25 protein-coding genes are annotated in these 25,577 nt (G+C 62.2%); 14 read left to right on the plus strand and 11 right to left on the minus strand.

Features of this window, described 5'->3' with window-relative positions:
* The first annotated feature begins 47 nt into the window (after positions 1 to 47).
* From SPHINGO391_RS07065 to SPHINGO391_RS07090, 6 genes are all read left to right on the plus strand, one after another.
* Positions 48 to 974 carry an HD-GYP domain-containing protein gene (locus tag SPHINGO391_RS07065; RefSeq protein WP_280177923.1) on the plus strand — a complete coding sequence of 309 codons (927 nt, stop codon included), beginning with the start codon at positions 48 to 50 and terminating at the stop codon, positions 972 to 974.
* 270 nt (positions 975 to 1,244) lie between these two features.
* Positions 1,245 to 2,597 (plus strand): methyl-accepting chemotaxis protein, encoded by a 1,353-nt coding sequence (locus tag SPHINGO391_RS07070; RefSeq protein ID WP_152008161.1) that lies wholly within the window; start codon positions 1,245 to 1,247, stop codon positions 2,595 to 2,597.
* A 122-nt stretch (positions 2,598 to 2,719) separates the two neighbouring features.
* Positions 2,720 to 4,054, plus strand: coding sequence for a PhnD/SsuA/transferrin family substrate-binding protein (locus tag SPHINGO391_RS07075; RefSeq protein WP_152008162.1), 1,335 nt, complete (start codon positions 2,720 to 2,722; stop codon positions 4,052 to 4,054).
* Positions 4,055 to 4,169: 115 nt separating this feature from the next.
* Positions 4,170 to 4,634, plus strand: a complete 465-nt coding sequence (locus tag SPHINGO391_RS07080) for a DsrE family protein (protein WP_152008163.1) — start codon at positions 4,170 to 4,172, stop codon at positions 4,632 to 4,634.
* A 182-nt stretch (positions 4,635 to 4,816) separates the two neighbouring features.
* Positions 4,817 to 5,863 (plus strand): HNH endonuclease, encoded by a 1,047-nt coding sequence (locus SPHINGO391_RS07085; RefSeq protein WP_244615137.1) that lies wholly within the window; start codon positions 4,817 to 4,819, stop codon positions 5,861 to 5,863.
* Positions 5,864 to 6,081: 218 nt separating this feature from the next.
* A complete protein-coding gene (locus SPHINGO391_RS07090; RefSeq protein WP_152008164.1) occupies positions 6,082 to 6,687 on the plus strand; it encodes a GNAT family N-acetyltransferase in 606 nt (201 codons plus the stop codon).
* 147 nt (positions 6,688 to 6,834) lie between these two features.
* Here SPHINGO391_RS07090 and SPHINGO391_RS07095 read toward each other — a convergent pair whose 3' ends face one another.
* Entirely contained in the window at positions 6,835 to 7,365 is a 531-nt protein-coding gene (locus SPHINGO391_RS07095) for a phasin family protein (RefSeq protein WP_193217217.1), read from the minus strand.
* A 250-nt stretch (positions 7,366 to 7,615) separates the two neighbouring features.
* Between SPHINGO391_RS07095 and phaP the strand changes: the two genes are divergently transcribed.
* The 3 genes from phaP to SPHINGO391_RS07110 all read left to right on the plus strand — a co-directional run bounded on the left by phaP (position 7,616) and on the right by SPHINGO391_RS07110 (position 10,254).
* A complete protein-coding gene (phaP, locus tag SPHINGO391_RS07100) occupies positions 7,616 to 8,050 on the plus strand; it encodes a TIGR01841 family phasin (RefSeq protein WP_152008166.1) in 435 nt (144 codons plus the stop codon).
* Positions 8,051 to 8,328: 278 nt separating this feature from the next.
* On the plus strand, positions 8,329 to 9,264 hold the full coding sequence (locus tag SPHINGO391_RS07105) for an ornithine cyclodeaminase (RefSeq protein WP_152008167.1): 936 nt from the start codon (positions 8,329 to 8,331) through the stop codon (positions 9,262 to 9,264).
* Between the two features lie 285 nt (positions 9,265 to 9,549).
* Positions 9,550 to 10,254 carry a DUF6656 family protein gene (locus SPHINGO391_RS07110; RefSeq protein WP_152008168.1) on the plus strand — a complete coding sequence of 235 codons (705 nt, stop codon included), beginning with the start codon at positions 9,550 to 9,552 and terminating at the stop codon, positions 10,252 to 10,254.
* A 258-nt stretch (positions 10,255 to 10,512) separates the two neighbouring features.
* On the opposite strand, the gene SPHINGO391_RS07115 is transcribed toward SPHINGO391_RS07110, so the two are convergent.
* The 3 genes from SPHINGO391_RS07115 to SPHINGO391_RS07125 are packed head-to-tail and all read right to left on the minus strand — an operon-like array spanning position 10,513 to position 13,389.
* A complete protein-coding gene (locus SPHINGO391_RS07115; protein ID WP_244615138.1) occupies positions 10,513 to 11,625 on the minus strand; it encodes a DNA cytosine methyltransferase in 1,113 nt (370 codons plus the stop codon).
* Positions 11,579 to 12,292, minus strand: a complete 714-nt coding sequence (locus SPHINGO391_RS07120; protein ID WP_152008170.1) for an MAE_28990/MAE_18760 family HEPN-like nuclease — start codon at positions 12,290 to 12,292, stop codon at positions 11,579 to 11,581. The genes SPHINGO391_RS07115 and SPHINGO391_RS07120 overlap by 47 nt, the downstream gene beginning before the upstream one ends.
* On the minus strand, positions 12,289 to 13,389 hold the full coding sequence (locus SPHINGO391_RS07125) for a DUF262 domain-containing protein (protein WP_152008171.1): 1,101 nt from the start codon (positions 13,387 to 13,389) through the stop codon (positions 12,289 to 12,291). Before SPHINGO391_RS07125 ends, SPHINGO391_RS07120 begins: the two co-directional genes overlap by 4 nt.
* Before the next feature lie 1,130 nt (positions 13,390 to 14,519).
* Here SPHINGO391_RS07125 and SPHINGO391_RS07130 point away from each other — a divergent pair.
* Both SPHINGO391_RS07130 and SPHINGO391_RS07135 read left to right on the plus strand, forming a co-directional pair.
* The gene (locus SPHINGO391_RS07130; RefSeq protein ID WP_152008172.1) at positions 14,520 to 16,049 is read left to right on the plus strand and encodes a catalase; all 1,530 of its coding nucleotides are present in this window, start codon (positions 14,520 to 14,522) and stop codon (positions 16,047 to 16,049) included.
* Between the two features lie 158 nt (positions 16,050 to 16,207).
* Positions 16,208 to 16,528, plus strand: a complete 321-nt coding sequence (locus tag SPHINGO391_RS07135) for a hypothetical protein (protein WP_152008173.1) — start codon at positions 16,208 to 16,210, stop codon at positions 16,526 to 16,528.
* 37 nt (positions 16,529 to 16,565) lie between these two features.
* On the opposite strand, the gene paaE is transcribed toward SPHINGO391_RS07135, so the two are convergent.
* The 6 genes from paaE to SPHINGO391_RS07165 all read right to left on the minus strand — a co-directional run bounded on the left by paaE (position 16,566) and on the right by SPHINGO391_RS07165 (position 21,249).
* Entirely contained in the window at positions 16,566 to 17,654 is a 1,089-nt protein-coding gene (gene paaE, locus SPHINGO391_RS07140) for a 1,2-phenylacetyl-CoA epoxidase subunit PaaE (protein WP_152008174.1), read from the minus strand.
* Between the two features lie 11 nt (positions 17,655 to 17,665).
* The gene (gene paaD, locus SPHINGO391_RS07145; protein WP_244615139.1) at positions 17,666 to 18,208 is read right to left on the minus strand and encodes a 1,2-phenylacetyl-CoA epoxidase subunit PaaD; all 543 of its coding nucleotides are present in this window, start codon (positions 18,206 to 18,208) and stop codon (positions 17,666 to 17,668) included.
* A gap of 5 nt (positions 18,209 to 18,213) precedes the next feature.
* Positions 18,214 to 18,975 carry a 1,2-phenylacetyl-CoA epoxidase subunit PaaC gene (paaC, locus tag SPHINGO391_RS07150; RefSeq protein ID WP_152008175.1) on the minus strand — a complete coding sequence of 254 codons (762 nt, stop codon included), beginning with the start codon at positions 18,973 to 18,975 and terminating at the stop codon, positions 18,214 to 18,216.
* On the minus strand, positions 18,975 to 19,268 hold the full coding sequence (gene paaB / locus SPHINGO391_RS07155) for a 1,2-phenylacetyl-CoA epoxidase subunit PaaB (RefSeq protein WP_152008176.1): 294 nt from the start codon (positions 19,266 to 19,268) through the stop codon (positions 18,975 to 18,977). Before paaB ends, paaC begins: the two co-directional genes overlap by 1 nt.
* A complete protein-coding gene (gene paaA / locus SPHINGO391_RS07160) occupies positions 19,265 to 20,260 on the minus strand; it encodes a 1,2-phenylacetyl-CoA epoxidase subunit PaaA (protein ID WP_152008177.1) in 996 nt (331 codons plus the stop codon). The genes paaB and paaA overlap by 4 nt, the downstream gene beginning before the upstream one ends.
* Positions 20,261 to 20,358: 98 nt before the next feature.
* Positions 20,359 to 21,249 carry a PaaX family transcriptional regulator C-terminal domain-containing protein gene (locus tag SPHINGO391_RS07165; protein WP_193217218.1) on the minus strand — a complete coding sequence of 297 codons (891 nt, stop codon included), beginning with the start codon at positions 21,247 to 21,249 and terminating at the stop codon, positions 20,359 to 20,361.
* A 167-nt stretch (positions 21,250 to 21,416) separates the two neighbouring features.
* Here SPHINGO391_RS07165 and SPHINGO391_RS07170 point away from each other — a divergent pair, with 167 nt between their 5' ends.
* From SPHINGO391_RS07170 to SPHINGO391_RS07180, 3 genes are all read left to right on the plus strand, one after another.
* Positions 21,417 to 22,133 (plus strand): hypothetical protein, encoded by a 717-nt coding sequence (locus tag SPHINGO391_RS07170; RefSeq protein ID WP_152008179.1) that lies wholly within the window; start codon positions 21,417 to 21,419, stop codon positions 22,131 to 22,133.
* A 227-nt stretch (positions 22,134 to 22,360) separates the two neighbouring features.
* Positions 22,361 to 22,849: a twin-arginine translocation pathway signal gene (locus SPHINGO391_RS07175; protein ID WP_152008180.1), complete on the plus strand. Its 489-nt coding sequence runs from the start codon at positions 22,361 to 22,363 to the stop codon at positions 22,847 to 22,849.
* Positions 22,850 to 22,854: 5 nt separating this feature from the next.
* Positions 22,855 to 23,466, plus strand: coding sequence for a ferric reductase-like transmembrane domain-containing protein (locus SPHINGO391_RS07180; protein WP_152008181.1), 612 nt, complete (start codon positions 22,855 to 22,857; stop codon positions 23,464 to 23,466).
* 67 nt (positions 23,467 to 23,533) lie between these two features.
* Here SPHINGO391_RS07180 and paaZ read toward each other — a convergent pair whose 3' ends face one another.
* Positions 23,534 to 25,570, minus strand: coding sequence for a phenylacetic acid degradation bifunctional protein PaaZ (gene paaZ, locus SPHINGO391_RS07185; protein WP_152008182.1), 2,037 nt, complete (start codon positions 25,568 to 25,570; stop codon positions 23,534 to 23,536).
* Positions 25,571 to 25,577 lie beyond the last annotated feature (7 nt).

The following is a 25,577-nucleotide window of genomic DNA, read 5'->3' on the forward strand; positions in this document are numbered from 1 at the left end:
GCATAATAAGGCATGCAAGAATGCATCCGGTTTGTTCAGGTCACCAAATGCTCACACGCATTCCAAAGACTGAAGTCAGAAGAGGCATGTATGTTGAAGCCGTGGAGTGTCCGGTCGTGTCCTTCGGCAGACGCCGCTTCATTCTTGAGTCCGACGATGAACTGGCGGAAATCCTGAAAAGTCCCGCAGATTATGTTCTCATCAATACGGCTCGCGGAGCTGTTGGCAGCGCCCTGGCGAAAGGGGCAGCCACCGAGCAAATGCGCCCGCCTCTTTCGCCAGAGCAGGCACGCAGCGAGGCCGCGGCCACGGTGGCGCGCTCGACAAAGATTCTCAAGGCCGAACTCATCGGTCTGGTTACCGGCGATCCCTTCGACCTGGCAAGCATCAAGCCGGTGGTGGAAGAAATCACCCAGGCGGATGATCAGACGTCGTCGTTCTTCTTCGAGGTCACCCGGCTCAAGCACAAGGACGAAACCACATTCCAGCATTCGCTGGCGGTGAGCATCCTGATGGGAAAACTCGGCGATGCGCTGGATCTTGATTTTGAAACCGTTGAACTGCTGATCGTTGCCGGTTTGCTGCACGATATCGGCAAGCTGACGATTGCGACGGGGATCCTGCAGAAGCAGGGCTCGTTGACTGTGTCCGAGCGCGCCACAATCAAAAGCCACCCGAGGCGTGGCCACCGGATCCTCAAGTCCCATTCCGCTATCCCCGAAGAGGTGCTGGAAATCTGCCTGCACCATCATGAATCGCTTGACGGCCGCGGTTATCCATCGCGGCTGGCCGGGGCCGATATCAACCAACTGGTGCGGATTTGCACCGTCTGCGATGTCTTCGATGCGCTGACCTCGATCCGGCCCTACAAGCAGGGCTGGAGTGCAGGCAAGGCGCTTGGGTGGATGTTCGAGCGCAACAATCAGTTCGACCGCAAGCTGGTGCTCCGTCTTGGTGCCATCATCAAGTCCTGAGGCTTGGCGGTGAGCTTCGAAAGTCTTCGTCCCGCGACACGAATGCCGGTTTGCTTGTGCGGGCATGGGCTTTTTGATGACCGCGAAATCAACGCCTGCTGCTGCTGCTGCGACGGCGGGAGCACATAGGCTGCGTGGCGGTGTCGAGCTCGTCAAAAAACTCGTTCTGATCGCCGTTGCCGATAAGTTTTGGTTAACAAAGGCTAATTAAGAGTAGCGAGAACTTGGGTTGGAGAAAACCCACGCGTTTCTTGGTTTGAGGAGAATGAAGTGGGCCTTCCAGCAAGTGTCAGTGTTCAGGCGGATGTTTCGGAAACGGAAGCCCTGCTCGAGTGTATCAAATCGGCCATCAATGACGATTTCACGCGCGAGCCGCAGGGGTCGGATGAATTGTCGCGGTCCGTTGCCGCGCTTATTCGCCGCTGCCGCGACCGGTCCTCGTCCGAGCTTGACGATGTCGTCAAGACCTCGATCAGTGTCAATGAGACCGCGGCGATGTCGGCCAAGCTGCTCTATGACTTGCGTCATATCGATGGCGAGGCACAAGGGATTGCTGCCGCTGCGGAAGAGATGGCTGCCACTGTGAACGAGGTGGCGCAGCATGGCGAGGAGATCAGGAACAATGTCCGGCGCGCCAATGAAGCCAGCAGCATCAGCGAAGAGGCTCTGGGCGAAACTGCCAAGAGCATGTCGACCATCAACCAGGCGCTGGTGGAAACCAGCGCTGGCATCGGCGTGGTCGAGGAACTGGGCACCAACATCTCGGCCATTGCCGCCGATATCCGTAAGATCGCGTCGCAGACCAACATTTTGGCGATCAACGCGGCTGTCGAGGCTGCCCGCGCTGGCGAGGCCGGTCGTGGCTTTGCGGTGATCGCCGCCGAGGTCAAGGCACTGTCCGACCGGACCGCGGTCGCAACGCAGGAAATCGGTGAAATCGTCACTCGCCTGCACAGCGGACTGAGCGGCATGGTGAGCGCGATGGATACGAGCCGGGCCTCGGCACAGAACGGCGATGCGGCGCTTGCCAATCTTCGCACGGCGCTTTCAAAGGCATCTCAGGAACTCAGTGACGTGATTGCCAATGCGGACCACATCGCGGTGGCGCTGGAACAGCAAAAGGAAGCGTCGCAGAGCGTCGCCAGTGGAATCGGTACCGTTGCCATGAGTTCCAGCAATTCGCTGGAACAGCTGGAAAACCTGGTCGACTGCATGGACGACGCGCAGGCGGGTATCAACTCGCGGCTGCTCTATCTCGGCAAGGCGAATTTCCCCAACAAGATCGTCAAGCTGGCGCAATCGGACCATGTGATCTGGAAGCGGCGTCTGGCCAACATGATCATCGGGCGGGAGGGGCTCAAGGCGGACGAACTTGCCAATCACCACAATTGCCGGCTGGGCAAATGGTATGACGGGCTTCGCAACACCGTCATCGGCTCCAACTCTGATTTTATCGCGCTTGAGGCGCCGCACGCAGCTGTCCACCAGCATGGCATCGAAGCAGCACGGAAGTTCAACGCCGGCAATGTGAAGGGTGCGTTGGGCGAGATCGACATGGTCAACGTGGCTTCGGAAAAGGTGCTGGCCGGGCTGAAGAAACTCGAGCGGATCCCGATCGATTGATCGGGGCGAGCGCTGCGGTCGCTTTCCTTCGCGTCCTCGATCGGGTCGTGTCGCGGGTTTTTCCGGTGGATGGTATTCGTCAGATTGCATGTGTAGGATGATCTCCAGGGAGGAGACAGGCCTTGCATGGAGCGAGACTGACGGGCATTGCGCTGATTTTAGTATGCCAACTGCTGGCGGCCATTGGCGGCCGGGCGCAGGAGACCGCATCCGAGGTCGGTGCCTCCGGTGATGCGGTGGCGCGCATCGGCGTGCTGGCCTATCGCGGCAACAGGGCCGCAATTGCGGACTGGACACCGCTTGCGGCCTATCTCAGCGACAGTGTCGATAGCTGGAGGTTCGAGCTGCTGCCGGTGACCCTGTCATCTGTGGAGGGCGAGATCGAAGCCGGAAGGCTGCATTTCCTGATCACCAATCCCGGTCATTATGTTGCGCTTTCCGCCCGGCATGATCTCAGTGCCATTGCGACAAGGGAGCGTTGGGCGGAAATCTCCGGTTCGCATCTGTCGCGGTTCGGAACCGCGATCATTGTCGCCAAAAACAGCGCGGTGGCCTCGCTCAACGATCTGAAGGGCAGGAAGGTGGCTGCGGTCAGTCCGGATGCGTTCGGCGGCTTTCAGATCGCCTGGAGCCAGATGCAGAAACAGGGTGTCGATGCGTTCCGCGATCTTGCGTCGCTGCGCTTCATGGGGTTTCCCCATGACGAGGTAATTGCCGCGGTGGCGCGCGGTGAGGTTGATGCCGGCATCATCCGTGCCGGCCTTCTGGAAATTCTTGCCGGCGACGGGCAGATCGAACTCGATGATTTCCGGGTTCTCAATCAGCAGGATCATCCCGGTTTTCCCTACAGGTCCAGCAGTCCGCTGTTTTCCGAATGGCCCTTCGCGGCGCTGCCGAAGGTTGACAAGAAACTGCGCGAGACGGTGTTGCTTGCGTTGCTGCGGAGCCAGGAGGCGGAGATCTCGGCCCGTTACGGATTGCGCGACCTGTGGTCGGCGCCGCTGTCCTACGAGAACACGCGCAAGCTGGTTGGAAGCTACCAGGCAAGGGTAGCGCTTGCGGCTTCGGCCAGTCCGGCTCCGCCGGTGCTTACGCCGGGGCTGCTGTTCGGCCTTGCGGCGCTTGCTGTCATGGGCGTTTCGGCTGCCCTGTTCTATGCGCAGCGCCGGGTGGCGGCGCCCACCGCGGCAGCACACCAGCCTGAACCGCGCATGCCCGCGGAGTTTGAAGTCTATGAGGACAGGATGAAGCGGCTGACCCAGCGCGAACGCGAGATCCTGGAACTGATCTGCAATGGCAAGCAGACCCGGGCGATTGCCATTGCTCTGGGGATCAGTCCGAAAACCGTCGAGTTTCACTGGACCAATCTGCTGCACAAGACGGAAGCCGGAACCATGGCGCATCTGGTGCAGATCGCCACCCGCCTGGGCTACGACCAAGGGGTTTCCCTAGGCTGAGAACGCGCAAAACACGCAGTCCTTCCAGTTAAGTTCGATCCTTGCTGATGCGACACTGTGATGCGCGACGTTGTTACTCAGCGACGCGCATCACAGTCACATTCGGGAGGAACTCATGCGACTTTTCACGAGACTTTTCACGGCGGTCACGATCACACTCGGACTGGTGCTGGCCATTGCCGGCAATGCCAGCGCCAATGAGCGCTATGGCAAGCAGAAGGTTGTCTACCACATCAACTACAATGGCGGCGAGGACGACAAGGCCTATCGCGGCGCGCTCAGAAACATCCAGAACCACATCAACGCAGTCGGCGCGGAGAACATGGAAATCCGGGTGGTGCTGCACGGCAACGGCCTGGGCCTGCTATCGCATGCCAAGACCAATGAGGCCCTGCAGGGTCAGGTGCTGAGCCTGAAGGGCCAGAATGTGGCGATCAATGTCTGCAACAACACGCTCAAGGGCCGCAAGATCAGCTACCAGGACGATCTCTTCGACGTGTTCGAGGAAGACATCGTGCCAAGCGGCGTGGCCGAACTCTCGCATCTCCAGCAGATGGGCTACACCTACATCAAGCCCTGACATTGACTGGTCCCGGTCCCGTGACGGGGCCGGGCCGTTTTGCCGATGGCTTCTCCCAGGCTGCCCGGTGATCTCATGCACGCCGATTTCCCGCCCGCGCAAAAACACCTGCGGTTTGGCGTGCTGGCCGCATCTGCTCTCCGAAGCGGCCAGGACCTGGCGCAGCGCAAGGGCGGCCTGCCTTGGGATTGGCTCTGGCCGCTTGGCTGCGCATGTTTCCGCACAGATGCGATCTGGGCATGCTCCGTGGCAGAGATGCCGCGAGCCAGCACCAAAGGCTTGTTATTCTGCAAATATTTGCCAAAGCTGCGGTGAGTGATCCTACGGCGAAGCTTGGGGCGATTCGAATGGTTGCGGCGGTTTTCTATCACAAGGCGGACAGTGCCTATGACGACCTGCCAGCACTCTATTACCATTTTCCCAGGCAATATCTTTCGAGGGTCGAGCAGGTTGTTGGGCGGTCTATCGTCTATTACGGCCCTTTGGGAAGCCAAGCGGGGCGTTTCTATTGGGCAACGGCACTCTTGACGGGTATCCGCCAGGATCCGTTGCGAGCGGACCATTATTACGCAGATCTTGATCACTACATCGATTTCGATCGGATGGTTGGGTATCGAGAAAACGGCGGCTTTGAGCGAAAACTGATCCTTGCAGATGGCAAGGTGAGCGGGGGGCGCGCGGTTCAGGCTGTTCGAGTGATCGGTGATGAAGAGTTTGATGCCATATTGACTGCAGGTTTGAGTGAACGGACACCCTGGCCCGAACGCTATGATGATGTCGAGCCTGGCATTGGATTTGACGACCAACCCCAAACGCCGCTTGTCCGCCCTTTCGTCGAGCAGTTGCTCAACCGACGTTTCCGGGATGTGAAATTCCGGCAGCACGTTCGGATTGCTTATGACCGGCGCTGTGCATTCACAGGCTTGAGGCTCATTAACGGAAAAGGCCGTCCAGAAGTTGAAGCAGCACACATCATGCCTGTTGAAAAGGACGGGCCCGATTCTGTGCAGAATGGTATCGCGCTGTCAGGAACGGTGCACTGGATGTTCGATCGTGGCCTGCTCTCGATGAGTGATGACTATACGATCTTGAGATCCCGGCATCTCAATCATGATGTTTCGCATCTTCTGAGGCCGGACATGAAAGCGCTGGTGCCAGAGGACCCGCGATTGCGACCACATCGGTACTATCTTGATTGGCACCGAACCAATTGTTTCAAGGCTGCTTGACTGTTCAGCTCCATCCGATCACCCGCGTCCCGCCTCGCTTTGCTTGACGCACTGTCCCTTTCGGCCCTCCAATGCGGTGAGACCGGCGCAGGGGCGGGTGCATGAGTGGCGAACACGGAATATGACTTTAGTCATATAAATGTGTGTTGCATTTGCTGCATTGCAGCATTAGATCGTAGGCAGGATCTTTCGGGAGGAATGACCGTTGGAGGTCGACAATGCTCTTGAAGTTTCTTTTCAAACCGCGTGAACCGCAAGTTGCTCTAAGCGAAGACATCAGGCTGAGGTATCTCGGCCCCGCTGACGCGAGTGCCTTCCGCGATCATATTCACGAACTCCACTTCGAGGATTTCCGTGACCGGTTCAACGGTCTGGTGTCGGACGAATGGCTCGACAAATACATCGCCCGCTCGCTGAACGAAGCCATCGTCATCGGCGCCTTTGCCGATGATCACCTGGTGGCGGTCGCCGAATTGCACACCGGCGGGCGGATTGAACCGGGGCAGGGTGAATCGGCCTTTTCCGTGGCGTCGGACTGGCGCCACAAGGGGCTCGGAACGATGCTCTTGAAGGCGCTTCTGCGGGCTGCTTCTGAAAATGACATTTCTACCATCATCGTCATGACCGGTTCGCAGAACCACGCGATGAAGGCGCTGGCGCGCCGCTTCGGTGCGAAGATGCAGTTTGCCGGAGACCAGTCGGTCGGGCGGATCAATGTCGCCGACGGGCTCAGGCTCGCCGGCCGCAAGCTCAAGAGCCGTGACTTCGCGCTGCCGCCGCCGGTGGTGGGTGAGGCGCCCGCAATTTCAGGATCGCTCATATAAGAAACTGATTCAGCTTGATGCCAATCTGAATCCGTTTCTGTTTGCAAGCTTCTGATATCGCTTGGAAATGTCTTCTGTTGAGTGCAGGCGCCCGGGAGCGAGGGTCGCGTCCCGGGCGTCGTTGTACTGTCTTGTCAGAAACCTGGATCAGGCGGCCGTCTTGGTGAGGCTCCAGGCTTTGAGCGCAGAGTCCTGCGTTGTGGCGGCGACCTCCGAGGCTGTCTGACGGGCGGTGTCGGTCAGCTCGCGGAAGCGATCGAAATTGGCGCTGGCGCTGTCGCGCACAAAATCCGCCTGGATCTGCATGGCCTCGGGCAGCGTCTTTGCCGTGGCGAGCCTTTCGGCAGCCGAAAGCGCATGGCCGGCATTGGCGGCGGAGATGTCGATCATGGTTCTGGCCAGACCGGCATAGGCGCCGGCGAGGGACATGGCGGCGTTGCCGGCCTGTGCGTTGAGTTCTGTCGCGCCCTTGCGGGCGTCCTCGACGCGGGCCTGCGCGGTTGCGGCCTGTGCGGCGACGAAGTCGCGTGCGGCGGCGGGCACGTCAAGGCCGGGACGCAATGCGTCGAGCGTGTCGTTGATGATCCGGCCGGCTTCCGCGGCTGCCATTTCCGGCGTCGTCCCGGACGTGCTGGTGTTGGTCTTTGTATTTGTGTTGGTCCTGGTTGTCTTGGTCATGGTGTCATCCTCGTTGTGAGCAATGGTTCGGCTTCGCTCGTTGCGACACGAAGCTTCGATGTGATACCGCAAAAAAATTGTGCGATGCACAATAAATGGTGCGTTGCGATATGGATTCAAGGGTGGAGAAAAAACCTGCCACGGGCGGCGGCGTGATGCCGCCAAGTCTGATAGGATCGGCCGCAGGTACCGCTGCGGCGGCCAACCACAGCAACCGGCGGGAGGGCCCGCCACAACCCGGAGGACTTTTATGACCGACAAGAAGAACACCGACGACCTGGTCTCCATGTTCATGAATTTCGGCAAGGACATGAAGCTTCCTTCGCCCGACCTCGAGGCCATTGTCGAGCGCCACAAGAAAAACCTGCAGGCGCTCGATACCGCGACCAAGACCGCCGGCAGCGGCGCCTCGGAGATCATGGCGCGGCAGCGCGCGATGGTGCAGGAGGCGCTTGAGGAAATCTCGGCCATGGCCGAGACCGTCAAGGGTGGTGGCGGTCCGCAGTCGCTGATGACGGCCCAGGCCGAATTTGCCAGGCGCTCGTTCGAAGCGGCGATCAAGAACACCAGCGAGATTGCCGGGATCGCGCAGAAATCCTCGACCGAAGCCTTCAAGGTGCTGCAGCAGAACATGCAGGAGACGCTGGAGGAAGCGCGCCGGGCGATGACGCAGACGAAGAAATAGCAGGCGGCCTCAACCGCAGAGATGCTTCCCGGCCGGTGGCGCAACGCGCTGCCGGCCGGTTGCCGTTTCCCGGGGCAAGGCGCCGGCTTCGGGCGCCGGTTCGGGGCGCGGGGTTGAAAGCGGCGCGCCGGGTCAGTTAGATGCGGGCCGACCGACCTTCCGGGCCGGGGCCGGGCCGGGGCCGGGTCGGGGCCGGGTCGGGAAACGGTCCCTGGGCCTTTTCCGGCACATGCCTGACGGGCCGGACCGCGAGAGTTTTGCAGTGAGAGGGAGTGAAGATGCGCATTGTTACCGGAGACGACATTCGATCGGTCTGTTCCTGGCCGTTCGCGGTGGAGGCGCTGAGGGCCGGGCACCTGATGCAGCCCGCGGACCTGCGCGATTCGCTGATCGAGCAGGCGGGCCGCAAGATGCTGGTGCGCACGGCCTGGATCCCGGGCCTCGCCTCGGGCGTCAAGGCGGTGACGATCTATCCGGACAATCCGTCCCAGACCCCGCCGATGCCATCGGTGCAGGGGCAGGTGCTCTTGTTTGACGAGGCGCGCGGCCACGTGGTCGCCGTGCTCGAGGGCGTGGATCTCACCGCCTGGAAGACGGCGGGGGATTCCGCACTTGGCGCCTCCTGCCTGGCGCGGCCTGATGTCTCCACCATGCTGATGGTCGGCGCCGGCTCGATGGCGCGGCCGCTGATTGACGCGCACCGTTCGGTGCGGCCGTCGATCGAGCGGGTGATGGTGTGGAACCGGGGCCAGGCCCGCGCCGCCGAACTGGTGGCGCAGCTGACACGCGACGGCATCGCCGCCGAGGTGGTGCGCGATCTCGACGCTGCTGTTGCCCGCGCCGGGCTGATCTCCTCGGCCACCATGTCGACCGAGCCGCTGATCAGGGGCGACATGCTTGCGCCGGGCACCCATGTCGACCTCGTCGGCGCCTACACGCCCTCGATGCGCGAGGCCGATGATGCGGCGCTCACCCGCGGGCGGCTGTTCGTCGACAGTTTCGCCACCACGGTCGGCCATATCGGCGAGGTGATGATCCCGATGGACGCGGGCGTGATTGCGCGCGAGGACATTGAGGGCGACATGCACGCGCTGGTGCAGGGCCGGGCCGGGCGGCAATCGCCCGAAGAGATCACGGTCTTCAAGAACGGCGGCGGCGCGCATCTCGACGTGATGATCGCCCATGCGATCCATCTGGCGCTCGAGGAAAAGTAGGGGCACGCCCGGCGACAGCGGGAACCGGCCTGGGCCCTTCCGCCTGCCGGTCTCGAACAGCGCCGGTACGATTCTTTGCGGCAAATTCACGGGTTCTGACCGCCTGCCGCCGGCCTCTGCTTGCGGCCCCGGGCGGGCTCTCCCCCGGGCAGGCCGATGGCCTTACCGGATGGCTCGGCGGGGCCAGCCCAAATCTCATGGGCCGTTTCTGGGGGGAGGGGTGAAGCAATTGGTTAACCATTTAAGCCGATAGATTTGCTCAGGAAACCGGAGCCCGGGCGCGAAATGTCGATGTTCAGATACTATGCCGCCAAGTCAAAGGGGCAGGCGCTTGTTCCCGCAAAGGCGATCCACACAAACTTTCTCAGGACCGGGCGGATCAACCGGCAGGATGACTGGGTCGCGGAAGAACGCCGCTACCTGACCGAGGAGGAAGTGGCGGAGCGCACCGGCAAGCGGCTTGAAAAGGCCGGCCGGAAGACGCACCAGCGGCTCAACGGCTTTCACCGCAAGATCCGCTTCCCGGAGATCATCTTTCACAAGACGCTGGCGACCGCGCCGCATCTCGGCTACGTCCACGTCACCGCCTCGAAGGCCGATTTCGCCGACCACAAGGACGTCACCTGGGGCTTCTACATCGCCAATTTCTCCGCCGAGATCGGTGCCGAGAGCGTGGACGACATCGCCGCAGGCAAGGCCGTGGTCCTTCCCGCGGAGACCGTGGCGGCCGGCGCCGGCGACAGCATGACCGAGCAGGCAGCGCGTGAGCATTTCTTCCACCACGTCAAACCCGGCTATTCCCGGATGTATTTCGCCGTGGCGATGAAAAACGCGGAAGCTGGCGAAAACCGCCGCCAGGTGATCAACCGCGACATCCGCGACAACGGCGTCCTGTTCCGCACCGCCGACCCGAAAACCGCGCTCAAGAACGTGCTGATGCTCGGCGCCCGGAACGCGGAGCTCAGGAAGATCGTCGAAGCGATCGGGTGAGCACGCCCGAAGTCCGTGGGGTCATCGGAGCGGCGGTGGCTGCGTCGGGAACGCATGGCATTAATGGGGCCGTTGGCGGACAGGTAGGATTTAGGAGTTAGGGTCTAGTGACGTTGAAAATTGCGCGTTGACTTTTTGTCATCGCCGATTGTCACGGGGTATCTTCCACTCATTTTCCGATAAAGGAAACGTAATAGATGGGAGAATGGCTCGTAATTAAAGACCATGGGCCGATCCTGCGGCGCCACATTAGTGTTTTTAACTGTGCAGGTGGATTTTAGCGACATGTTCCGTGAACAACTCGCCTATGACCTGTCCGAGCTTGACCGGAACCGCATTGCCGATCAGACGTCCGAGCTTGTCGAAGCTCGCGCTTTTCTCGTCCGGAAGAAACGAATAGTCCTTGGGGAAGCCTTGGAGCATTGACGCTTCTCGCAGACTGATGGCCCGATCCTGCTCCGGGTGCCCAAATCGCCCGTTGCCGTATCCGAAGCATTGGGTCGTGATGGTTGGCGCAGGTGCATCCCACTGCATCCTTCCATAAACCGACGGATAAGTTGCCCCGGTATCTTTGAGATGGCACGAGGATCTTAGGTCCACCGGCCAGTCACGCCAAGTCCCTCCTGGCTTCGAATGGCGTATTCTTGCCAGGTTCACGGGGCTTAGCTTACTTGCCCGATGCAGCGGGTCATTGGGATCCTGGCCTCCGGCTTCTAGTGCAGGTAGATCGCCTATCACAGAGCGGACAGTCAGTGTAGGCTTTTCAAAATCGGGAATGGCAATTGGCCCAAGTCGGGACGCGACGAGGACAAGGCGCTTCCGGGTTTGAGGAAGGCCGATTGCTTGACACTCGACAACCCGCCAATCGACCCAATAACGCTGAAGCTTCTCCAGGAGCAGCCCAAAGACGGGCTGCTGCGCCAAAGGGGGCACGTTCTCCATCGTCACTAGATCCGGTTGGACTCGCTCAATGAGAGTGGCGAAGTGCTCCACAAGGCGCCAATCCTTGTTGCGATTCTCTCCTGCAGCATCACCATGCTTCTGCTTCGCCGCGCGAGAATACGTCGAGAAGGGTTGACATGGAGCACACCCCGCCAGCAGGCTGACTTTCGCGTTCTCGAAAACGCCATTGATGACCCCCGCATCAAGGGAAGCGACGTCAGCCTCCAGAAAAGTTGCGTTTGAATTCTGTTCAATCGGGTAGGCGCAGTCGGGATCTATGTCAACGCCGAGCTTCACCGAGATGCCGGACGATTGCAGTCCGTAGGTGAGCCCGCCTACTCCGCAAAAGAGATCGACAGCTACAATTTCTGATTGTTCCATTCTATGCATTGGCAGTTCTGAATTGTTTTCCGACAATATAGCTTTCAAACGCCGTCACCGCTAGCGCCAGATAGTCGAGAGTTACCGAAGCAAGTTCGGCGATCTCAGGCAGGGTAAGGTCGTTCGCACCATTCTCGAAAGTACGCCGTCCATGCGCGATCGCGTTTCTTCGGTCGGCTAGGAATTCCAAAGGCGTCATATCCCTGTATCTTGGCGATGGCTGGATTCGTGGTGCCATCTGCGCATTAAGCGGAAAGTCCACTCCAAGCCGCCGAGAGAACTCCAGGATGATCTTATCGGACCAGGTCCCGGAGGGTTTCTTGAATTTCGAGTCTGTCATTGGCTCTCTGGCGAGCAGTCTCAATGCCGCGCCATGAACGACTTCAAGTCTCGTATGTTCGTTACCATCCACACCGACCGCGGCATAGTGACGAAGCCATTCCTTGACGGTGATGTGCGACCATTGTGATGGTGGTACCGCCAACAATTCCTTGCCGATCTCGTCTATGACCTTCGTCATCGTCGCTTCGACGACGTTGTAAAGATGTACAATAAGACCCGACTTGATCGTTAAGAGGTGACGCGCGGACAGGGCCATCTCGCCGATCGAAATCGTGTCGCCGTCGATCAGACGCCGGTCGAGCGCAGCCGCGAATGCAAGGTGGCCGTCGAATTCCTGCCTACGCTCGGCAAGGGTCACATGCAGATCTGTCATTCGTCGATCAAGAGCGATCTACCGAGATCGATCCTCCCCTCGAGCTTCGATCGGACGTTTGCACCATCGGACACCACGACCCGGTCGAAGTTGGCATTGACCATCCTTTCCGCCACCGCCTCGGGTGCCGCGACCAAGTTGGGGTCCTGGCGCAAGGCAAGCGCCGAGCCAACCGCTATTGCCTCGAACCGGACGCGCGGCACGGTGTTTGCGGTTGCGGTCTTGCGAAAACCGAGTGGAAAGGAAGCCGCGACCAAGTTTAGCATTCGTACGAATTCCTCCCGCATTGCGGGTATGATCGTAGGATCAGCCTCGGCCGCCGTGTTCGCGTCCTTAAGATAGTCGTATAGGAATTTCTTCGGTCGATCGCGGTAACCGGGAAAGCGGCCATCCGGAGTGTCGTTCCTGTTGAGGTAAGCAAAAAATCGTGTCACCAGTTCCTCACGCTCGCGTTGCGCGACGGCCTTTTCGGTAAGGGGTGTAGCCTCAACGAACTGAGCCGACTCGGCAAGCTCTTGGATCAAGCTGGTAACAGGACCAGGCAGAGAACCCCTGCGTATCTCCGCCTCATTGGCCATCGTACCCGTCCTGTTGATGCGCGCGAACATCTCCGCGCGTGTCGCCGGGTCTGTGTCCGTATCAAGTAGGATCGTGCGGATCGTGATATCTTCGAGCTTGTTCTGACGATCGATCGGCAGATCAGAAAACGAAAAACCATTGAGCTCTGGTACCAATACCAGATCGCGGAGCCGCAAGCCTTCCTTCAGAAACGAACGCATCGCACGCATGCGCTGCGAACCGTCCACGATTTCCATGCGGCCTTCCGGGGTCTGATAGAAGAACATGAATGGGATCGGGAGGCCCACCAACAACGATTCCACAAACTGAGACTTCTGCTCGTCGTTCCAAGCCAAATTTCGCTGATATTCCGGAACGAAATATCGATCGCTAACATCGTCCTTGAACCTGCTCACGTACATCGACACCGGATATTCCGCGACGTTGAACTTTACCTGCCTCGATACGGCGATAATCGCCTGCTCCGCTGCAAGCTTTGCCTCTTCACTGATCGATTTGTTTTTTCTCGCCTTAGCCATGGTGTCTGCTAAATCTGCTGTTGCCGATCGAAAATACTGGAAACTAATGCACTTATTTTTGTGATTCGACCAGCACAGCAGCTGAAATGATCTGTGTGCTGCCGACTCGATTTCTGCTGGAGTTCCTCACCCTTTTCAGGAAGCAAGCATCTGATTCTGAAAGGCCGGCTATGGGGGCGAAGCGGTCGTATATAACCATCTCTACCTCGCTACACGTGGATAGGGTACGGAATGGATCCTCGGCTCTGTGGCCGACGATGACGACGGATAGCGGCGGGGCGGCGGCGTGCACATTCCCGCCCCACCACCCCAACAATCCCGCCCTTTCCCCAATAAATCCACCCCATTTCATCCACACCTCCCATCCCCGTGGCAGACTCGGTGCGCTCCCGCTGCCGGATGGATCGCGAACGTTTCGAGCCAGGCGGGAGGGAATGCCCCCTGATCTGGTGCGCAAACGTCAGCGTGTCGGGCGGGGGGAGGCGATGGCCAACGCGGTTCCGCTGGCGGGCGGCGCTCTTTCGGGAGCGCCGTGCAAAGCCAGCCACCGGGCCGGGGTCCTGTTGCCTGCCTGACGGGCGGGGTGGATCACCGGTGCGGGCCTGTGGCGGACATGGCGCATCTTTTCGCGTCAGGGTCCGTGCCGGAACACGCGCCCAAAGCATCTCCCGCGGCCCGTCCAGGCCGCGGCCGGGGCAACCCGGGTGGAGGGCCCTGAAGAGGGGCAGGTGAGTAAGCCAACCTCCACGTGCGTGCGAGGCCGACGCCTGTCGGGTGGGGACGCCATCCGGCGAGTTCCGGGCCGCGCGCTGTCAGCGCCACCCAATACCCACTTTCCCTGAGGCACTGCCCGCGCGCGGCCCTCCGGACTATCCTTTCCCACACCCGGCGGCGGTGCCGCGCGGGCCGGTTCGGGCTGTCCGGATGGCGGCTGGCGATGGCGGCTGGCGATGGCGGCTGGCGGTGGCGTCGGGCGATGGCTGCGGGGGACGGCCCGCTGGGCGCCCGAGAGTTTCGTCCGAAACCGGCATCCGGGCACCTTATCGCCCGGGCCGGCAATTTCGGGTTGCCTGGGGAACATTCGCGGTGCGGTTGAGTTGTCCTCGCTTGAGACACAGGAGAGGCGCAGCATGACGAAGAAGAAAGACATCCCGCACACCACCCCCCACACGACAACCGATGCCGGGATCCGGGTGCAGAGCGACGAGCATTCGCTGACCATCGGCCCCGACGGCCCGATCGTGCTCAACGACCATTACCTTCTCGAACAGATGGCCAATTTCAACCGCGAGCGCATTCCCGAGCGGCAGCCGCACGCCAAGGGCTCGGGCGGCTTCGGCCGGTTCGAGACGACGCAGGACGTGTCGCGCTACACCAAGGCGAAGATCTTCCAGCCCGGCGCCTCCTGCGAAGTGGCGATGCGGTTTTCGACGGTCGCGGGCGAGCGCGGCAGCCCCGACACCTGGCGCGATCCGCGCGGCTTCTCGGTCAAGATGTACACCGAGGAAGGCAATCTCGACATGGTCGGCAACAACACGCCGATCTTCTTCATCCGCGACCCGATGAAGTTCCAGCATTTCATCCGCAGCCAGAAGCGGCGCGCCGACAACGACATGCGCGACCATGACATGCAGTGGGATTTCTGGACGCTGTCGCCCGAAAGCGCCCACCAGGTCGCCTACCTGATGGGTGACCGCGGCATCCCGAAGACCTGGCGCGAGATGAACGGCTATTCCAGCCACACCTATTCGCTGGTCAATGAAGAGGGCGAGCGGTTCTGGGTCAAGTTCCATTTCCACACTGACCAGGGCGACGGCAATGCCTATCTGAGCCAGGACGAGGCCGACAGGCTGGCGGGCTCAGACGGCGATTTCCACCGCCGCGACCTGTTCAACGCGATCCGCGACGGCGACCATCCGAGCTGGACGCTGAAATGGCAGGTGATGCCCTTCGAGGACGCCAAGACCTACCGCATCAACCCGTTCGACCTGACCAAGGTCTGGCCGCATGCGGACTATCCGCTGATCGAGGTCGGCAAGCTGACGCTCGACCGCAACCCGACCGATTTTCACACCCAGATCGAGCAGGCCGCCTTCGAGCCCAACAACATGGTGCCCGGCATCGGGCTGTCGCCGGACAAGATGTTGCTGGCGCGCGGCTTTTCCTATGCGGATGCGCACCGGGCGCGGCTCGGGGTCAATTACAAGCAGATCCCGGTCAATGCCGCCAGGAGCCCGGTGCACAGCTATTCCAAGGACGGCGCGGGGCGGACCGAGAATGTTTCGGACCCGGTCTACGCGCCCAATTCCTATGGCGGGCCTGCGGCGCAGCCGGCGCCCGAGGAGGCCGGCCTCTGGCATTCGGACGGCGACATGGTGCGTGCGGCCTACACGCTGCGCGAGGATGATGACGACTGGAGCCAGGCCGGCGCGCTGGTGCGCGAAGTGATGGACGAGGACGCGCGCGGCCGCCTGGTCGACAATGTCGTGGGCCATCTCTGCGACGGGGTCAGCGAGAAGGTGCTCGAGCGCGCCTTCGAGTACTGGCGCAACATTGATGGCGAGACCGGCGAGAAGATCGAGAAGGGCGTGCGCGACAAGCTCGGCGGCAAGTCCGACGCGCCGGGCATGGCGTCCGCCGAAAGCATCGGCGGGAAATAGGCCGGAATGAACCGGACCTGGTGAGGCGGGCTCAGGCGGGCCGCCTCACCAGCGGGTCATCTTGCCTGTTTGCCCGCATGGCCATAAATTGAGGCGAGCGATCGAGGGTGCAGCCTGGCGCGATCGCTTGCATGTCAGGCCATGGGATGGAGACGGGAATGGGATTCTGGTTGGAAAATCCGATGGCGTTCCTGGCCGATTTCATCGCGCCGGCGATCCTGGGCTTCGTCTTCGCCTATCGCTGGGGCGCCGTGCGCGGGACGGCTTATGCGCTGGTTCCGCTGCTCTTGGTGGTGGCCGTGCTGTTCTTCCTGCAGGTTTCGCCCGGCGTCAATCCGGACGGCTCGACCCGGCTTGACAGCGCATTGGGCTACATGAGGTTCGACGCACCGATCTGGGTGCCGGTGTTCGCCGTCGGCGTGGCGCTCGGCTGGGCGCTCGGCCGCAACCGCCGCGCGCCGGCGCAGCGTGGCGGATGACGGAAAACGATGGGGACAGGTAATTGCCCCCAAACTCCTATTGCGCGTCGAAATCCAGCACCAGTCTGTCGGTGTCGGGGCGCGCCTGGCAGGAGAGTGTAAAGCCGGCCTCGATTTCCCAGGGTTCGAGCGAGAAGTTCTCGTCCATGGTGGCCGTACCCTCGACGATCCTGCAGCGGCAGGTGCAGCACATGCCGCCGGCGCAGGAATAGGGCAGGTCGAGCCCGGCTTTCATGGCGGCGGTCAGCACGGTGTCGGCGCTTGCGTCGACTTCGATGGTGCGGCGGGCGCCGTCGAGGATGATCTCCACCGAGGCGCCGTGTTTCGCGCCATTGGCCGCGCCGTTGGCTTTGGCCGGGGCGGGCTTCGGGGTTGAACCGGGGGCGGGGGTGAAGAGCTCGAACCTGATCTTGTCCTCGTCAACGCCGAGCGCGGCCATGGCGGTCGAAGCCGAGCGGATCATCGGCTCGGGGCCGCAGATATAGATGGCGTCTGCGGCTTTCGGATCGATGACGCCGAGAGCCGCCAGGTTTTCGAGCTTTTCAGCGTCGAGGCGTCCGTTCATGATCTCGACGTCCTGGGTCTCTTCGTCCATCACGTGCAGCAGCGTGAAGCGGGTGGTGTAGCGATCCTTGAGATCATTGAGGTCGTCGCGGAACATGACGCTCGAGGAGTTGCGGTTGGCATAGAGCAGGGTGACGGAGGAGTCCGGCTCGCCGGCAAGCACCGACTTGGCTATCGACAGGCAGGGTGTGATGCCGGAGCCGGCAGCGAGCAGCAGATAGTCATGGTCGCCGCCGATCTCGGCGGTGAAACGGCCCTGCGGCGGCATCACCTCGATGCGGTCACCCTTCTTCAGTGTCTGGGCGAAGCTCGAGAAGCGTCCGTCGGCGATGCGCTTGACGCCGACTGTACGGCGGTCTTTCTCGTTCAATGGCGAGCAGATCGAATAGGACCGGCGCATGTCCTCGCCGTCCACCTCAGCGCGCAGCGTCAGGTACTGGCCCGGCAGGAAGGCGAAGGCGTCGCCGAGGTCCTCGGGGATGGCGAAACTGATGGCCACGGCATCCGGGGTCTCGTTGCGGACAGCGGCGATTTCGAGCGTGTGGAAGCGGGGTGCGGCCATCGGTCAGATCCTCAGATGCACTTGAAATAATCGAAGGGTTCGGCGCAGTCGTCGCAGCGGTAATGCGCCTTGCAGGCTGTCGAGCCGAATTCGGAAACCTTGGTGGTGTGCGCCGAGCCGCAGCGCGGGCAGGCGATCACGTCTTCAGCAAAGAAGGCGCGGCGGCCTCCGGAGGATCCCACCGGCGGGGCGATGCCGTAGGCGCGCAGTTTCTCTCGGCCTTCCTCGCTGATCCAGTCGGTGGTCCAGGCGGGCGAGATCACGCGCTCGATCCTGGCCTCGATGTCGGCGTCGAGCAGCGCGGATTGCACCGCCATCTCGATGGCGATCACCGCGGGGCAGCCGGAATAGGTCGGGGTGAGTCTGACCACGATAAGGCCCGCGTCATCACGGGTGACCGAACGCAGGATGCCGAGATCGGCAACGGTGACGCACGGCACTTCCGGATCAGGCACGCCGCTTGCCACCTCGAGCGCGCGGGCGAGCTCGAAATCGGCAACGTCGTTGCGCGCACCATTGTCCCGGCCTTCGCTCATGGTCGGTGACTGGCTCACGGTGGTCACCACGTATGGCCGGGATAGGCGCGCTGCATGAACTGCAACTCGGCCAGAAGGTGACCCATGTCCTCGCCATGGTTGCCGTCGCGGCCGCCCTTCTGCATGACGCGGATCTCCGGCAGCTCGAGTTTGGCGGCGTTGAACACCGTGGCGACGGTCTCGTCCCACTCGGCGCGCAAGGTGTCCGGGTCGGGCAGCAGGCCGTCGGCGATGGCCGCAGCCCGGGCCGGCGAGGCCATGAACAATTCGCCGGTGTAGCGGTGCAGTTCGATCACGGCGTCGGCCATGCGCGCCGCGCTCTCATCCGAACCGTCGCCCATGCGGATGACCCATTCGCCGGAATGGCGCAAATGATAGGCCATTTCCTTCTCGGCCTTGGCGGCGATGCCGCGCAGCGTTTCGTCGGACGAGGTGGCGGCAATGGCGCGCCAGAAGGGCTGCATGAAGGCTGCGAAATAGAGCTGGCGCAACATCGTGTGGGCGAAATCGCGGTTCTCGCGTTCGACCAGCAGGCAGTTCACGTATTCGCGCTCGCGGCGCAGAAAGGCGAAGTCATCTTCGCTGCGGCCCTTGCCCTCGAGCTTGCCGGCATGGGCATAGAGCGCACTCGCCTGGCCGAGCAGGTCGAGCCCCATATTGGCAAGCGCCAGTTCCTCTTCCAGGATCGGCGCGTGGCCGCACCATTCCGACAGGCGATGGCCGAGGATCAGGCAGTCATCGGCGATCTCGAGGATGGCGGGGACGCAGGTTTCCGGCGCGGCCATCACATGTGCCCCACTTCATCGGGAATGTCGTAGAAGGTCGGGTGACGGTAGATCTTGTCGTCGGCCGGCTCGAAATTCGGTTCCGCAAAGGACGGGTCGGAGGCGGCGATATCGGACGAGCGGACCACCCAGATCGAGTTGCCTTCGCCGCGGCGGGTGTAGACGTCGCGGGCGGCCTGAAGCGCCAGCGCGGAATCGGCGGCATGCAGCGAGCCGACATGGCGGTGATGCAGGCCGTTGCGCGGGCGGATGAAGACTTCCCAGAGCGGCGTAAGGTCGTGCTTGTCGGTCATTCTGCGGCCTCCCGGGCGATATGCTGATTGTCTGCGCGTTTCCTGGCGTGGGCGAGGGCGGCCTCGCGCACCCAGGCACCGTCGTCCCAGGCCTTGTTGCGGTCGCGGATGCGGTCGCGGTTCATCTGGCCGTTTCCGGACACCACCGCCTTGAACTCGGCCCAGTCGATCTCGCCGTGGTCGTAGAGCTTGGTCTGCTCGTTCCACTTGAGATCCGGGTCGGGAACGGTGAGGCCGAGATATTCGGCCTGCGGCACAGTGGCGGTGATGAATTTCTGGCGCAACTCGTCGTTGGAGAAGCGCTTGATCTTCCATTTCATCGACTGGTCGGAATTGGTGCTGTCGGTGTCTGAGGGACCGAACATCATCAGCGACGGCCACCACCAGCGATCGAGCGCGTCCTGTGCCATCTGCTTCTGCTCTTCCGAGCCGCGGGCGAGCGTCATCATGATCTCGTAGCCCTGGCGCTGGTGGAAGCTTTCTTCCTTGCAGACGCGGATCATGGCGCGGGCATAGGGGCCGAAAGAGCAGCGGCAGAGCGGGATCTGGTTCATGATCGCCGCGCCATCGACCAGCCAGCCGATGGCACCGATGTCGGCCCAGGTCGGCGTCGGGTAATTGAAGATGGAGGAGTACTTGGCCTTGCCCGACAGAAGCTCCTCGGTCATCTGCTCGCGGGAGACGCCCAGCGTCTCGGCGGCGGAATAGAGATAGAGGCCGTGGCCGCCTTCGTCCTGCACCTTGGCGAGCAGCGCGATCTTGCGGCGGAGCGACGGCGCGCGGGTGATCCAGTTGCCCTCGGGCAGCATGCCGACGATTTCCGAATGCGCATGCTGGCCAATCTGGCGGACCAGCGTGCGGCGGTAACCTTCGGGCATCGGGTCGTTGGGTTCGATCTTTTCCTCGCGGTCGATCCGCGCCTGGAAAGCTGCGAGAAACTCTTCCGATTCCGTGGTGCTTGAATCCGCGCCGATAAGGCCCTGACTGTACATGGCTGACGTCCTCCGATGTTGAGTCCGTTATATGTTACAAGTATGAAGCATGTCAATATCAACTTGTAACATATGGCTCAAAATGGCAGGCCTGTTGTTCATCCGCCGAACCGGGAGGCAAGTCGGGCGTCGGGCGGTGGCAGGGCTCCTGACGGTGTCGTGGCGTTGTCATCAAGCCACGCTTCAGAAGCGGGCAGCAACTCAGCGTAGATTTGGGCAATGAGTGCGCGGGTCGCGGGCTCGGGATCGTCCGGCTGGATCAGATCGGCGGGGATCGACTGAACCCGGAGCGCCAGGCGGCGCCATTCATGGATCATCAGGCATCTGAGCGCCATGGCGTCTTCGGGCGAGGGCGCAGGGACCTGCTTGAGGGCCGCGGCAACCGGGAGATAGGATTGGCGCAGGCTCTCGATTTCATCGGCCTGCCTGACTGCGGCGATGTGAGTGCACATGGATGCGCCGGCAAGGATCACGGGCGCTTCAGCCAGCGTCGCGCCGGTATGGACCAGATCCGCCGGAAGAGCGTCGAGGCGGGTGAAGACCAGCATCACCTGCGGTGCAATCTGCAGCGCACCTTCCGCTTCCAGCGCCTGCAAGGCCGTTTCCGGCAGAGGTCCCGGTGCGATCACCAGGGTTCGCTGCGTATCGGCAGGCAGCAGCGAGGAAGCCGCATAGATGCGGCGTTCGGCAGCGCGGACGGTTTCCCCAACGGCGCCGGAGAGCTGATAGAAACTGTTGCGGCCCTCGCGGCTGCGCTCGATCCAGCCTTCGGCGGACAGGCGCGAAACTGCGGTGCGGACCGCGCCGGCGCCGATGCCCAAGTGCTGCATCAGGCCCTGCAGGGCCGCAGCTGAAACCACGCCGCCGCGCGGGCCGATCGCATCGCCCATGAAGGTGACGATCATCGACCACGCTGACAGCTGCTGCGAGGACTGCAGCGCCGAAAGGCGAGTGGCAATGGCCGTTGTGATCGGATCAGGGTCGCGCATGGATGAGAGGCAATAGCCGGTTTGGTGCGGAGGTGGAAGAGGGTGGGCATGCTGCTCGATTGCGGTGTTCGGGGTTTGCTGGCATGCCATAGGGATGGGTGGCTTAGTTTGACGCTACCGACATCCCTGCCATACTTCTTGCTCTTTCCGGATTGCGAGGGCACAGGATGAATGCCGATCCGCGCGCCATAATGGCGGCGAAAAACAATGCGGACCTTTACGCCGCCGTGTTCTCCGCCCATGGGCTGGAGTTTACGCGAAAGCCGTATGGCTTCATCGGTCAGGACAGGCCGCCGCCCTATTACTCCAATCTGTCCGTGTCGTTGCCCGGTCATGCCGACGAGGTGACTGCCGAGCTTCGGGCGCTGTCGGAAAAATTCGTTGCAGGCATCGGTGTGAAGGACAGTTTTTGCGAGTTGGCTCTTGAGAGCAATGGCTTCGAGGTCCTGTTTGGAGCTTCGTGGATCTGGCGCGAGCCGCGACCTGAAGCAGCACCGGACTGGACCCGGATCGACACCACGACTGGGCATAAAAGCTGGGAAGCGGCATGGAAACGGTCGGGATCGCCGACGCCGCATACCATGTTTCCCGCCGCCCTGCTGGATCGAGCCGACACGGTCTTCCTTGGCCATGTTGTTGATGGCGCGATCCTGGCGGGCTGCATCGCCTCACTCTCGGATGACTGTGTCGGCATCTCCAATGTGTTTTCGGTTTCCAATTCAAGCGAGGTTTTTGCGGAAGCCACCGCCGCTGTGAGCGGCCTGGCGCCGGATTCGCCGATTGTGGGGTATGAATCCGGCGATGATCTTAATCACGCGCGAGATGCAGGCTTTTCGCCGGTGGGGGACTTGCGCATTCTGGTGGCGCGGAAGGCGCGGTTCTGAACCTGCGCAGCGCCCGCTCAAAAAACAATTACCTTCGGTTCAATTCCGATGACTGGTTGTCGGATTGCAGACATTATGTACCGGCTCACGAAGCTGTGAACAGGTTTTCTGTGCCTGACGGTCAAGCTGCCTTGGGATTGCCGACATGTGCACTATCCTTTCGGGCATGTACGGTCGCGCGAAGCTTGCGGCCGATCGGCTGACACTATGCGACAGGAGAAAGCTGCATGACCGAAGTCTTCACCACACGCCGCAGACTGCTTGCCGCCACGGGTGCGACGGTTGCCGCCGGGATGTCCGGACTGATCCTGCCGGCACGGGCCGCAGGCCTGGCTCCGACGCCGACGATGCGGGGCGGGGCCAACAATTATCTTCCGGGCGCGCCGATCGTCGAGCGGATCGGGGCGGGCGGCTTCTGGATGACCGGCACGGTGCGCCGCGCCGGTGACGGGGCCCCGCTTGCAGGCCAGCGGGTCCAGATCTGGGCGCATACGACCGAGGGCCACGAGCGCGATCCCGAAAGCCACGGCGCCACGCTGACCGACGCAAACGGCGAATTCCGGCTGGAAATGCCGCAGATCGTCCCGGCCTTCGGTCAGGCCCATGGCCATCTCGCCTATGAGGGGGACGGGTTCGAAACCGTGTTTCTACGTCCGGTGATGGCGAGCCCGAACGAAACCACCCTTCATGCAGACTTCGTGCTCAAGCCCGCTTGAGCGAGGTGGCTGCAAGAGCTGGCGGTCGGACCCGTTCCCTGCTGGTCTGGGCCGTGCTGGCGCTCGCGATCTGTGTGCCGATTGCCGCTGCAGCAGGGAGCCCGCTGCTGGCATGGCGGCAGCCGGTCTACATCATTGCCGGTTTCGCGGGAATTGGGGCCATGGCGCTTCTCCTGCTGCAGCCGCTCCTGGCAGCGGGTCTGCTGCCGGGACTGACGCTCCAGCGCGCGCGCCGAATCCATCGCTGGATCGGTGGTGCTCTGGTCGCCTTGGTGGTGCTGCACGTTGGTGGGCTCTGGATTACCAGCCCGCCTGATGTCGTTGACGCTCTGCTGTTCACGTCGCCGACACCATTTTCCGCGTGGGGCGTCATCGCCATGTGGGCGCTGTTTGGCGCTGCCGTCCTGGCCGGGTTGCGGCATCGGCTGCGTCCACGTCTCTGGCGGCGCGTGCACACGGCACTTGCACTGGTCATCGTCGCGGGAAGCATTGTGCATGCGCTCTTGATCGATGGAACGATGGAAACCGTTTCAAAGGTCGCACTCTGTGCCCTGGTGCTGGTTGCGACACTCAAGGCCGTGGCCGGGGCGCGGGCCTGGACGATCAAGCGGCGCTGAAAACCATTGACAATGGACGGTCCACTTCCCCCAGCTTCTGCCGGGAAAACGAGCGGCCCCTTGCCCGTCATTTCTCGTAGGCGTTCATCGTGTGCAGCTCGTACTCGGCGACGTCGTCGCCGTCCTGATTGAGGACCGCCACGTGCCAGCGGACTTCGCCGTACTCGTCGGTGCGGCGGGTCTTGCGCTTGACGGTCAGCTGCACCGAGATCGCATCGCCGGGCGAGACGGGTTTCATGAACTTGAGGCCGTCGAGGCCGGTGTTGGCGAGCACCGGGCCGGGGGCAGGCTCGACGAACAGGCCGGCTGCAAAGGATAGCAGCAGGTAGCCGTGGGCGACGCGGCCGGGGAAGAACGGGTTGGCCTTGGCCGCCTCCTCGTCCATGTGGGCGTAGAAGGTGTCGCCGGTGAAGTGGGCGAAATGCTCGATATCCTCGAGCGTGACCACGCGCGGACCGGCCTCGATGGTGTCGCCGATCGCGATTTCATCGAAGGTGCGGGTGAAAGGGTGAACCGTCGATTTCGGCTTGACGGCGCCCCTGATCCAGGTGCCGGTGATGCCGGAGATGATGTCGGGGCTGCCCTGGACGGCGGTGCGCTGCATGTAGTGCATGACGCCGCGGATGCCGCCGAGTTCCTCGCCGCCGCCGGCGCGTCCCGGGCCGCCATGGACCATATGCGGAAGCGGCGAGCCGTGGCCGGTGGCTTCCTTGGCGCTGTCGCGGTTGTTGACATAGATGCGGCCATGGGCGGCGCCGGCGTCGATGAGCAGTGAGCGGGCGACGGCCGGATCATGGGTGATGACGGAAGCGACGAGGCTGCCCTTGCCGCGGTTCATAAGTTGGCCGGCATGGGCCAGATCACGGTAGGGCATCAGGGTTGCGACCGGGCCGAAGGCCTCGACCGAATGCACGGCTTGCGCCGCATCCGGATCGTCGCAGGCAAACAGCATCGGGGCGACAAAGGCGCCCTTCGCCTTGTCGGCGCCATCGACCTCGAGAGCATCCTGATTGCCGGCAAGCTGGCGGCATTCGGCTGAAATCTGGCGGGCCTTGTCGAGCACGTCGGCTTTCTGCGCGGCGGAGGCCAGCGCGCCCATGCGGGTGGTCTCGAGCGCCGGGTCACCGATGCGGATTGCCGAGAGCTTACCGGCGATGGCGTCGCCGACGGGGCCGATGAGCGCCTCGGGCACGATGATTCGGCGGATGGCGGTGCACTTCTGGCCGGCCTTGGCCGTCATCTCGCGGACGGCTTCTTTGACGATGATATCGAATTCCGGGCTGGCTTCGCTCACGTCGGGGCCGAGCACGGAGGCGTTGAGACTGTCCTGTTCGGCGACGAAACGGACGGAGTTTTCAAGCAAATGCGGATTGGAACGCAGCATCAGCGCGGTCTTCGCCGAGCCGGTGAAGCCGACCACGTCCTGGTAATCGAGCCGGTCGAGCAGATCGCCCAGGCCGCCCGAGACAAGTTGCACCGCACCCTCCGGCAGGATGCCGCTCTCGACCATGCGGCGGACGCATTGCTCGGTGACGTGGCAGGTGGCGGTCGCCGGTTTGACAATCGCTGGCATGCCTGCGAGCAGGGTTGGCGCGAGTTTCTCGAGCATGCCCCAGACCGGGAAATTGAAGGCGTTGATGTGGACGGCGACGCCCTTCAATGAGGTGGCGACATGCTGGCCGACAAAGCTGCCGCCCCGCGAGAGCATTTCGAGTTCGCCGTCGACATAGATGTGGCCGTCGGGCATTTCGCGGCGGCCCTTGGAGGCATAGACCATCATGGTGCCGATGCCGCCGTCGATGTCGATCATCGAATCGGGCTTGGTGGCGCCGGTCGTGTAGGACAGGGCGTAGAGCTCGTCCTTGAACTTTGAAAGCTCCAGCGCCAAGGCTTTCAGCATGCGGGCGCGGTCGTGGAAGGTCATGGCCCTGAGCGCCGGGCCGCCCTTGAGGCGTGCGTAGTCGATCATGGCTTGCGCATCGAGCGAGGCCTGGCCGGCGATCGCCAGCGGCTCGCCGGTGACCGCACTGGCGATCGGACGGGCGCCGTCATCGGCCGGAAGCCAGTTGCCGGCGACGAAGCTGTGGACGTTGATCAAACCCATGTCTCTC

It is taken from the genome of Hoeflea sp. EC-HK425, assembly GCF_902498795.1.
GTDB classification, from domain to species: Bacteria; Pseudomonadota; Alphaproteobacteria; order Rhizobiales; family Rhizobiaceae; genus Hoeflea; species Hoeflea alexandrii.

Excerpts from the sequence above, each read along its gene's own strand:
- SPHINGO391_RS07165 (WP_193217218.1), bottom strand. The coding sequence starts at position 21,249 with ATGCGCGACCCTGATCCGATCACAACGGCCATTGCCACTCGCCTTTCG.
- SPHINGO391_RS07125 (WP_152008171.1), bottom strand. The coding sequence starts at position 13,389 with ATGGCTAAGGCGAGAAAAAACAAATCGATCAGTGAAGAGGCAAAGCTT.
- paaZ (WP_152008182.1), bottom strand. The coding sequence starts at position 25,570 with ATGGGTTTGATCAACGTCCACAGCTTCGTCGCCGGCAACTGGCTTCCG.
- paaE (WP_152008174.1), bottom strand. The coding sequence starts at position 17,654 with ATGGCCGCACCCCGCTTCCACACGCTCGAAATCGCCGCTGTCCGCAAC.
- SPHINGO391_RS07080 (WP_152008163.1), top strand. The coding sequence starts at position 4,170 with ATGCGACTTTTCACGAGACTTTTCACGGCGGTCACGATCACACTCGGA.
- SPHINGO391_RS07130 (WP_152008172.1), top strand. The coding sequence starts at position 14,520 with ATGACGAAGAAGAAAGACATCCCGCACACCACCCCCCACACGACAACC.
- SPHINGO391_RS07170 (WP_152008179.1), top strand. The coding sequence starts at position 21,417 with ATGAATGCCGATCCGCGCGCCATAATGGCGGCGAAAAACAATGCGGAC.
- SPHINGO391_RS07110 (WP_152008168.1), top strand. The coding sequence starts at position 9,550 with ATGTCGATGTTCAGATACTATGCCGCCAAGTCAAAGGGGCAGGCGCTT.
- paaB (WP_152008176.1), bottom strand. The coding sequence starts at position 19,268 with ATGACCGACAAGCACGACCTTACGCCGCTCTGGGAAGTCTTCATCCGC.
- paaC (WP_152008175.1), bottom strand. The coding sequence starts at position 18,975 with ATGGCCGCGCCGGAAACCTGCGTCCCCGCCATCCTCGAGATCGCCGAT.
- paaA (WP_152008177.1), bottom strand. The coding sequence starts at position 20,260 with ATGTACAGTCAGGGCCTTATCGGCGCGGATTCAAGCACCACGGAATCG.
- SPHINGO391_RS07175 (WP_152008180.1), top strand. The coding sequence starts at position 22,361 with ATGACCGAAGTCTTCACCACACGCCGCAGACTGCTTGCCGCCACGGGT.
- SPHINGO391_RS07065 (WP_280177923.1), top strand. The coding sequence starts at position 48 with ATGCTCACACGCATTCCAAAGACTGAAGTCAGAAGAGGCATGTATGTT.
- SPHINGO391_RS07095 (WP_193217217.1), bottom strand. The coding sequence starts at position 7,365 with ATGACCAAGACAACCAGGACCAACACAAATACAAAGACCAACACCAGC.
- SPHINGO391_RS07105 (WP_152008167.1), top strand. The coding sequence starts at position 8,329 with ATGCGCATTGTTACCGGAGACGACATTCGATCGGTCTGTTCCTGGCCG.
- SPHINGO391_RS07120 (WP_152008170.1), bottom strand. The coding sequence starts at position 12,292 with ATGACAGATCTGCATGTGACCCTTGCCGAGCGTAGGCAGGAATTCGAC.
- SPHINGO391_RS07135 (WP_152008173.1), top strand. The coding sequence starts at position 16,208 with ATGGGATTCTGGTTGGAAAATCCGATGGCGTTCCTGGCCGATTTCATC.
- SPHINGO391_RS07090 (WP_152008164.1), top strand. The coding sequence starts at position 6,082 with ATGCTCTTGAAGTTTCTTTTCAAACCGCGTGAACCGCAAGTTGCTCTA.
- phaP (WP_152008166.1), top strand. The coding sequence starts at position 7,616 with ATGACCGACAAGAAGAACACCGACGACCTGGTCTCCATGTTCATGAAT.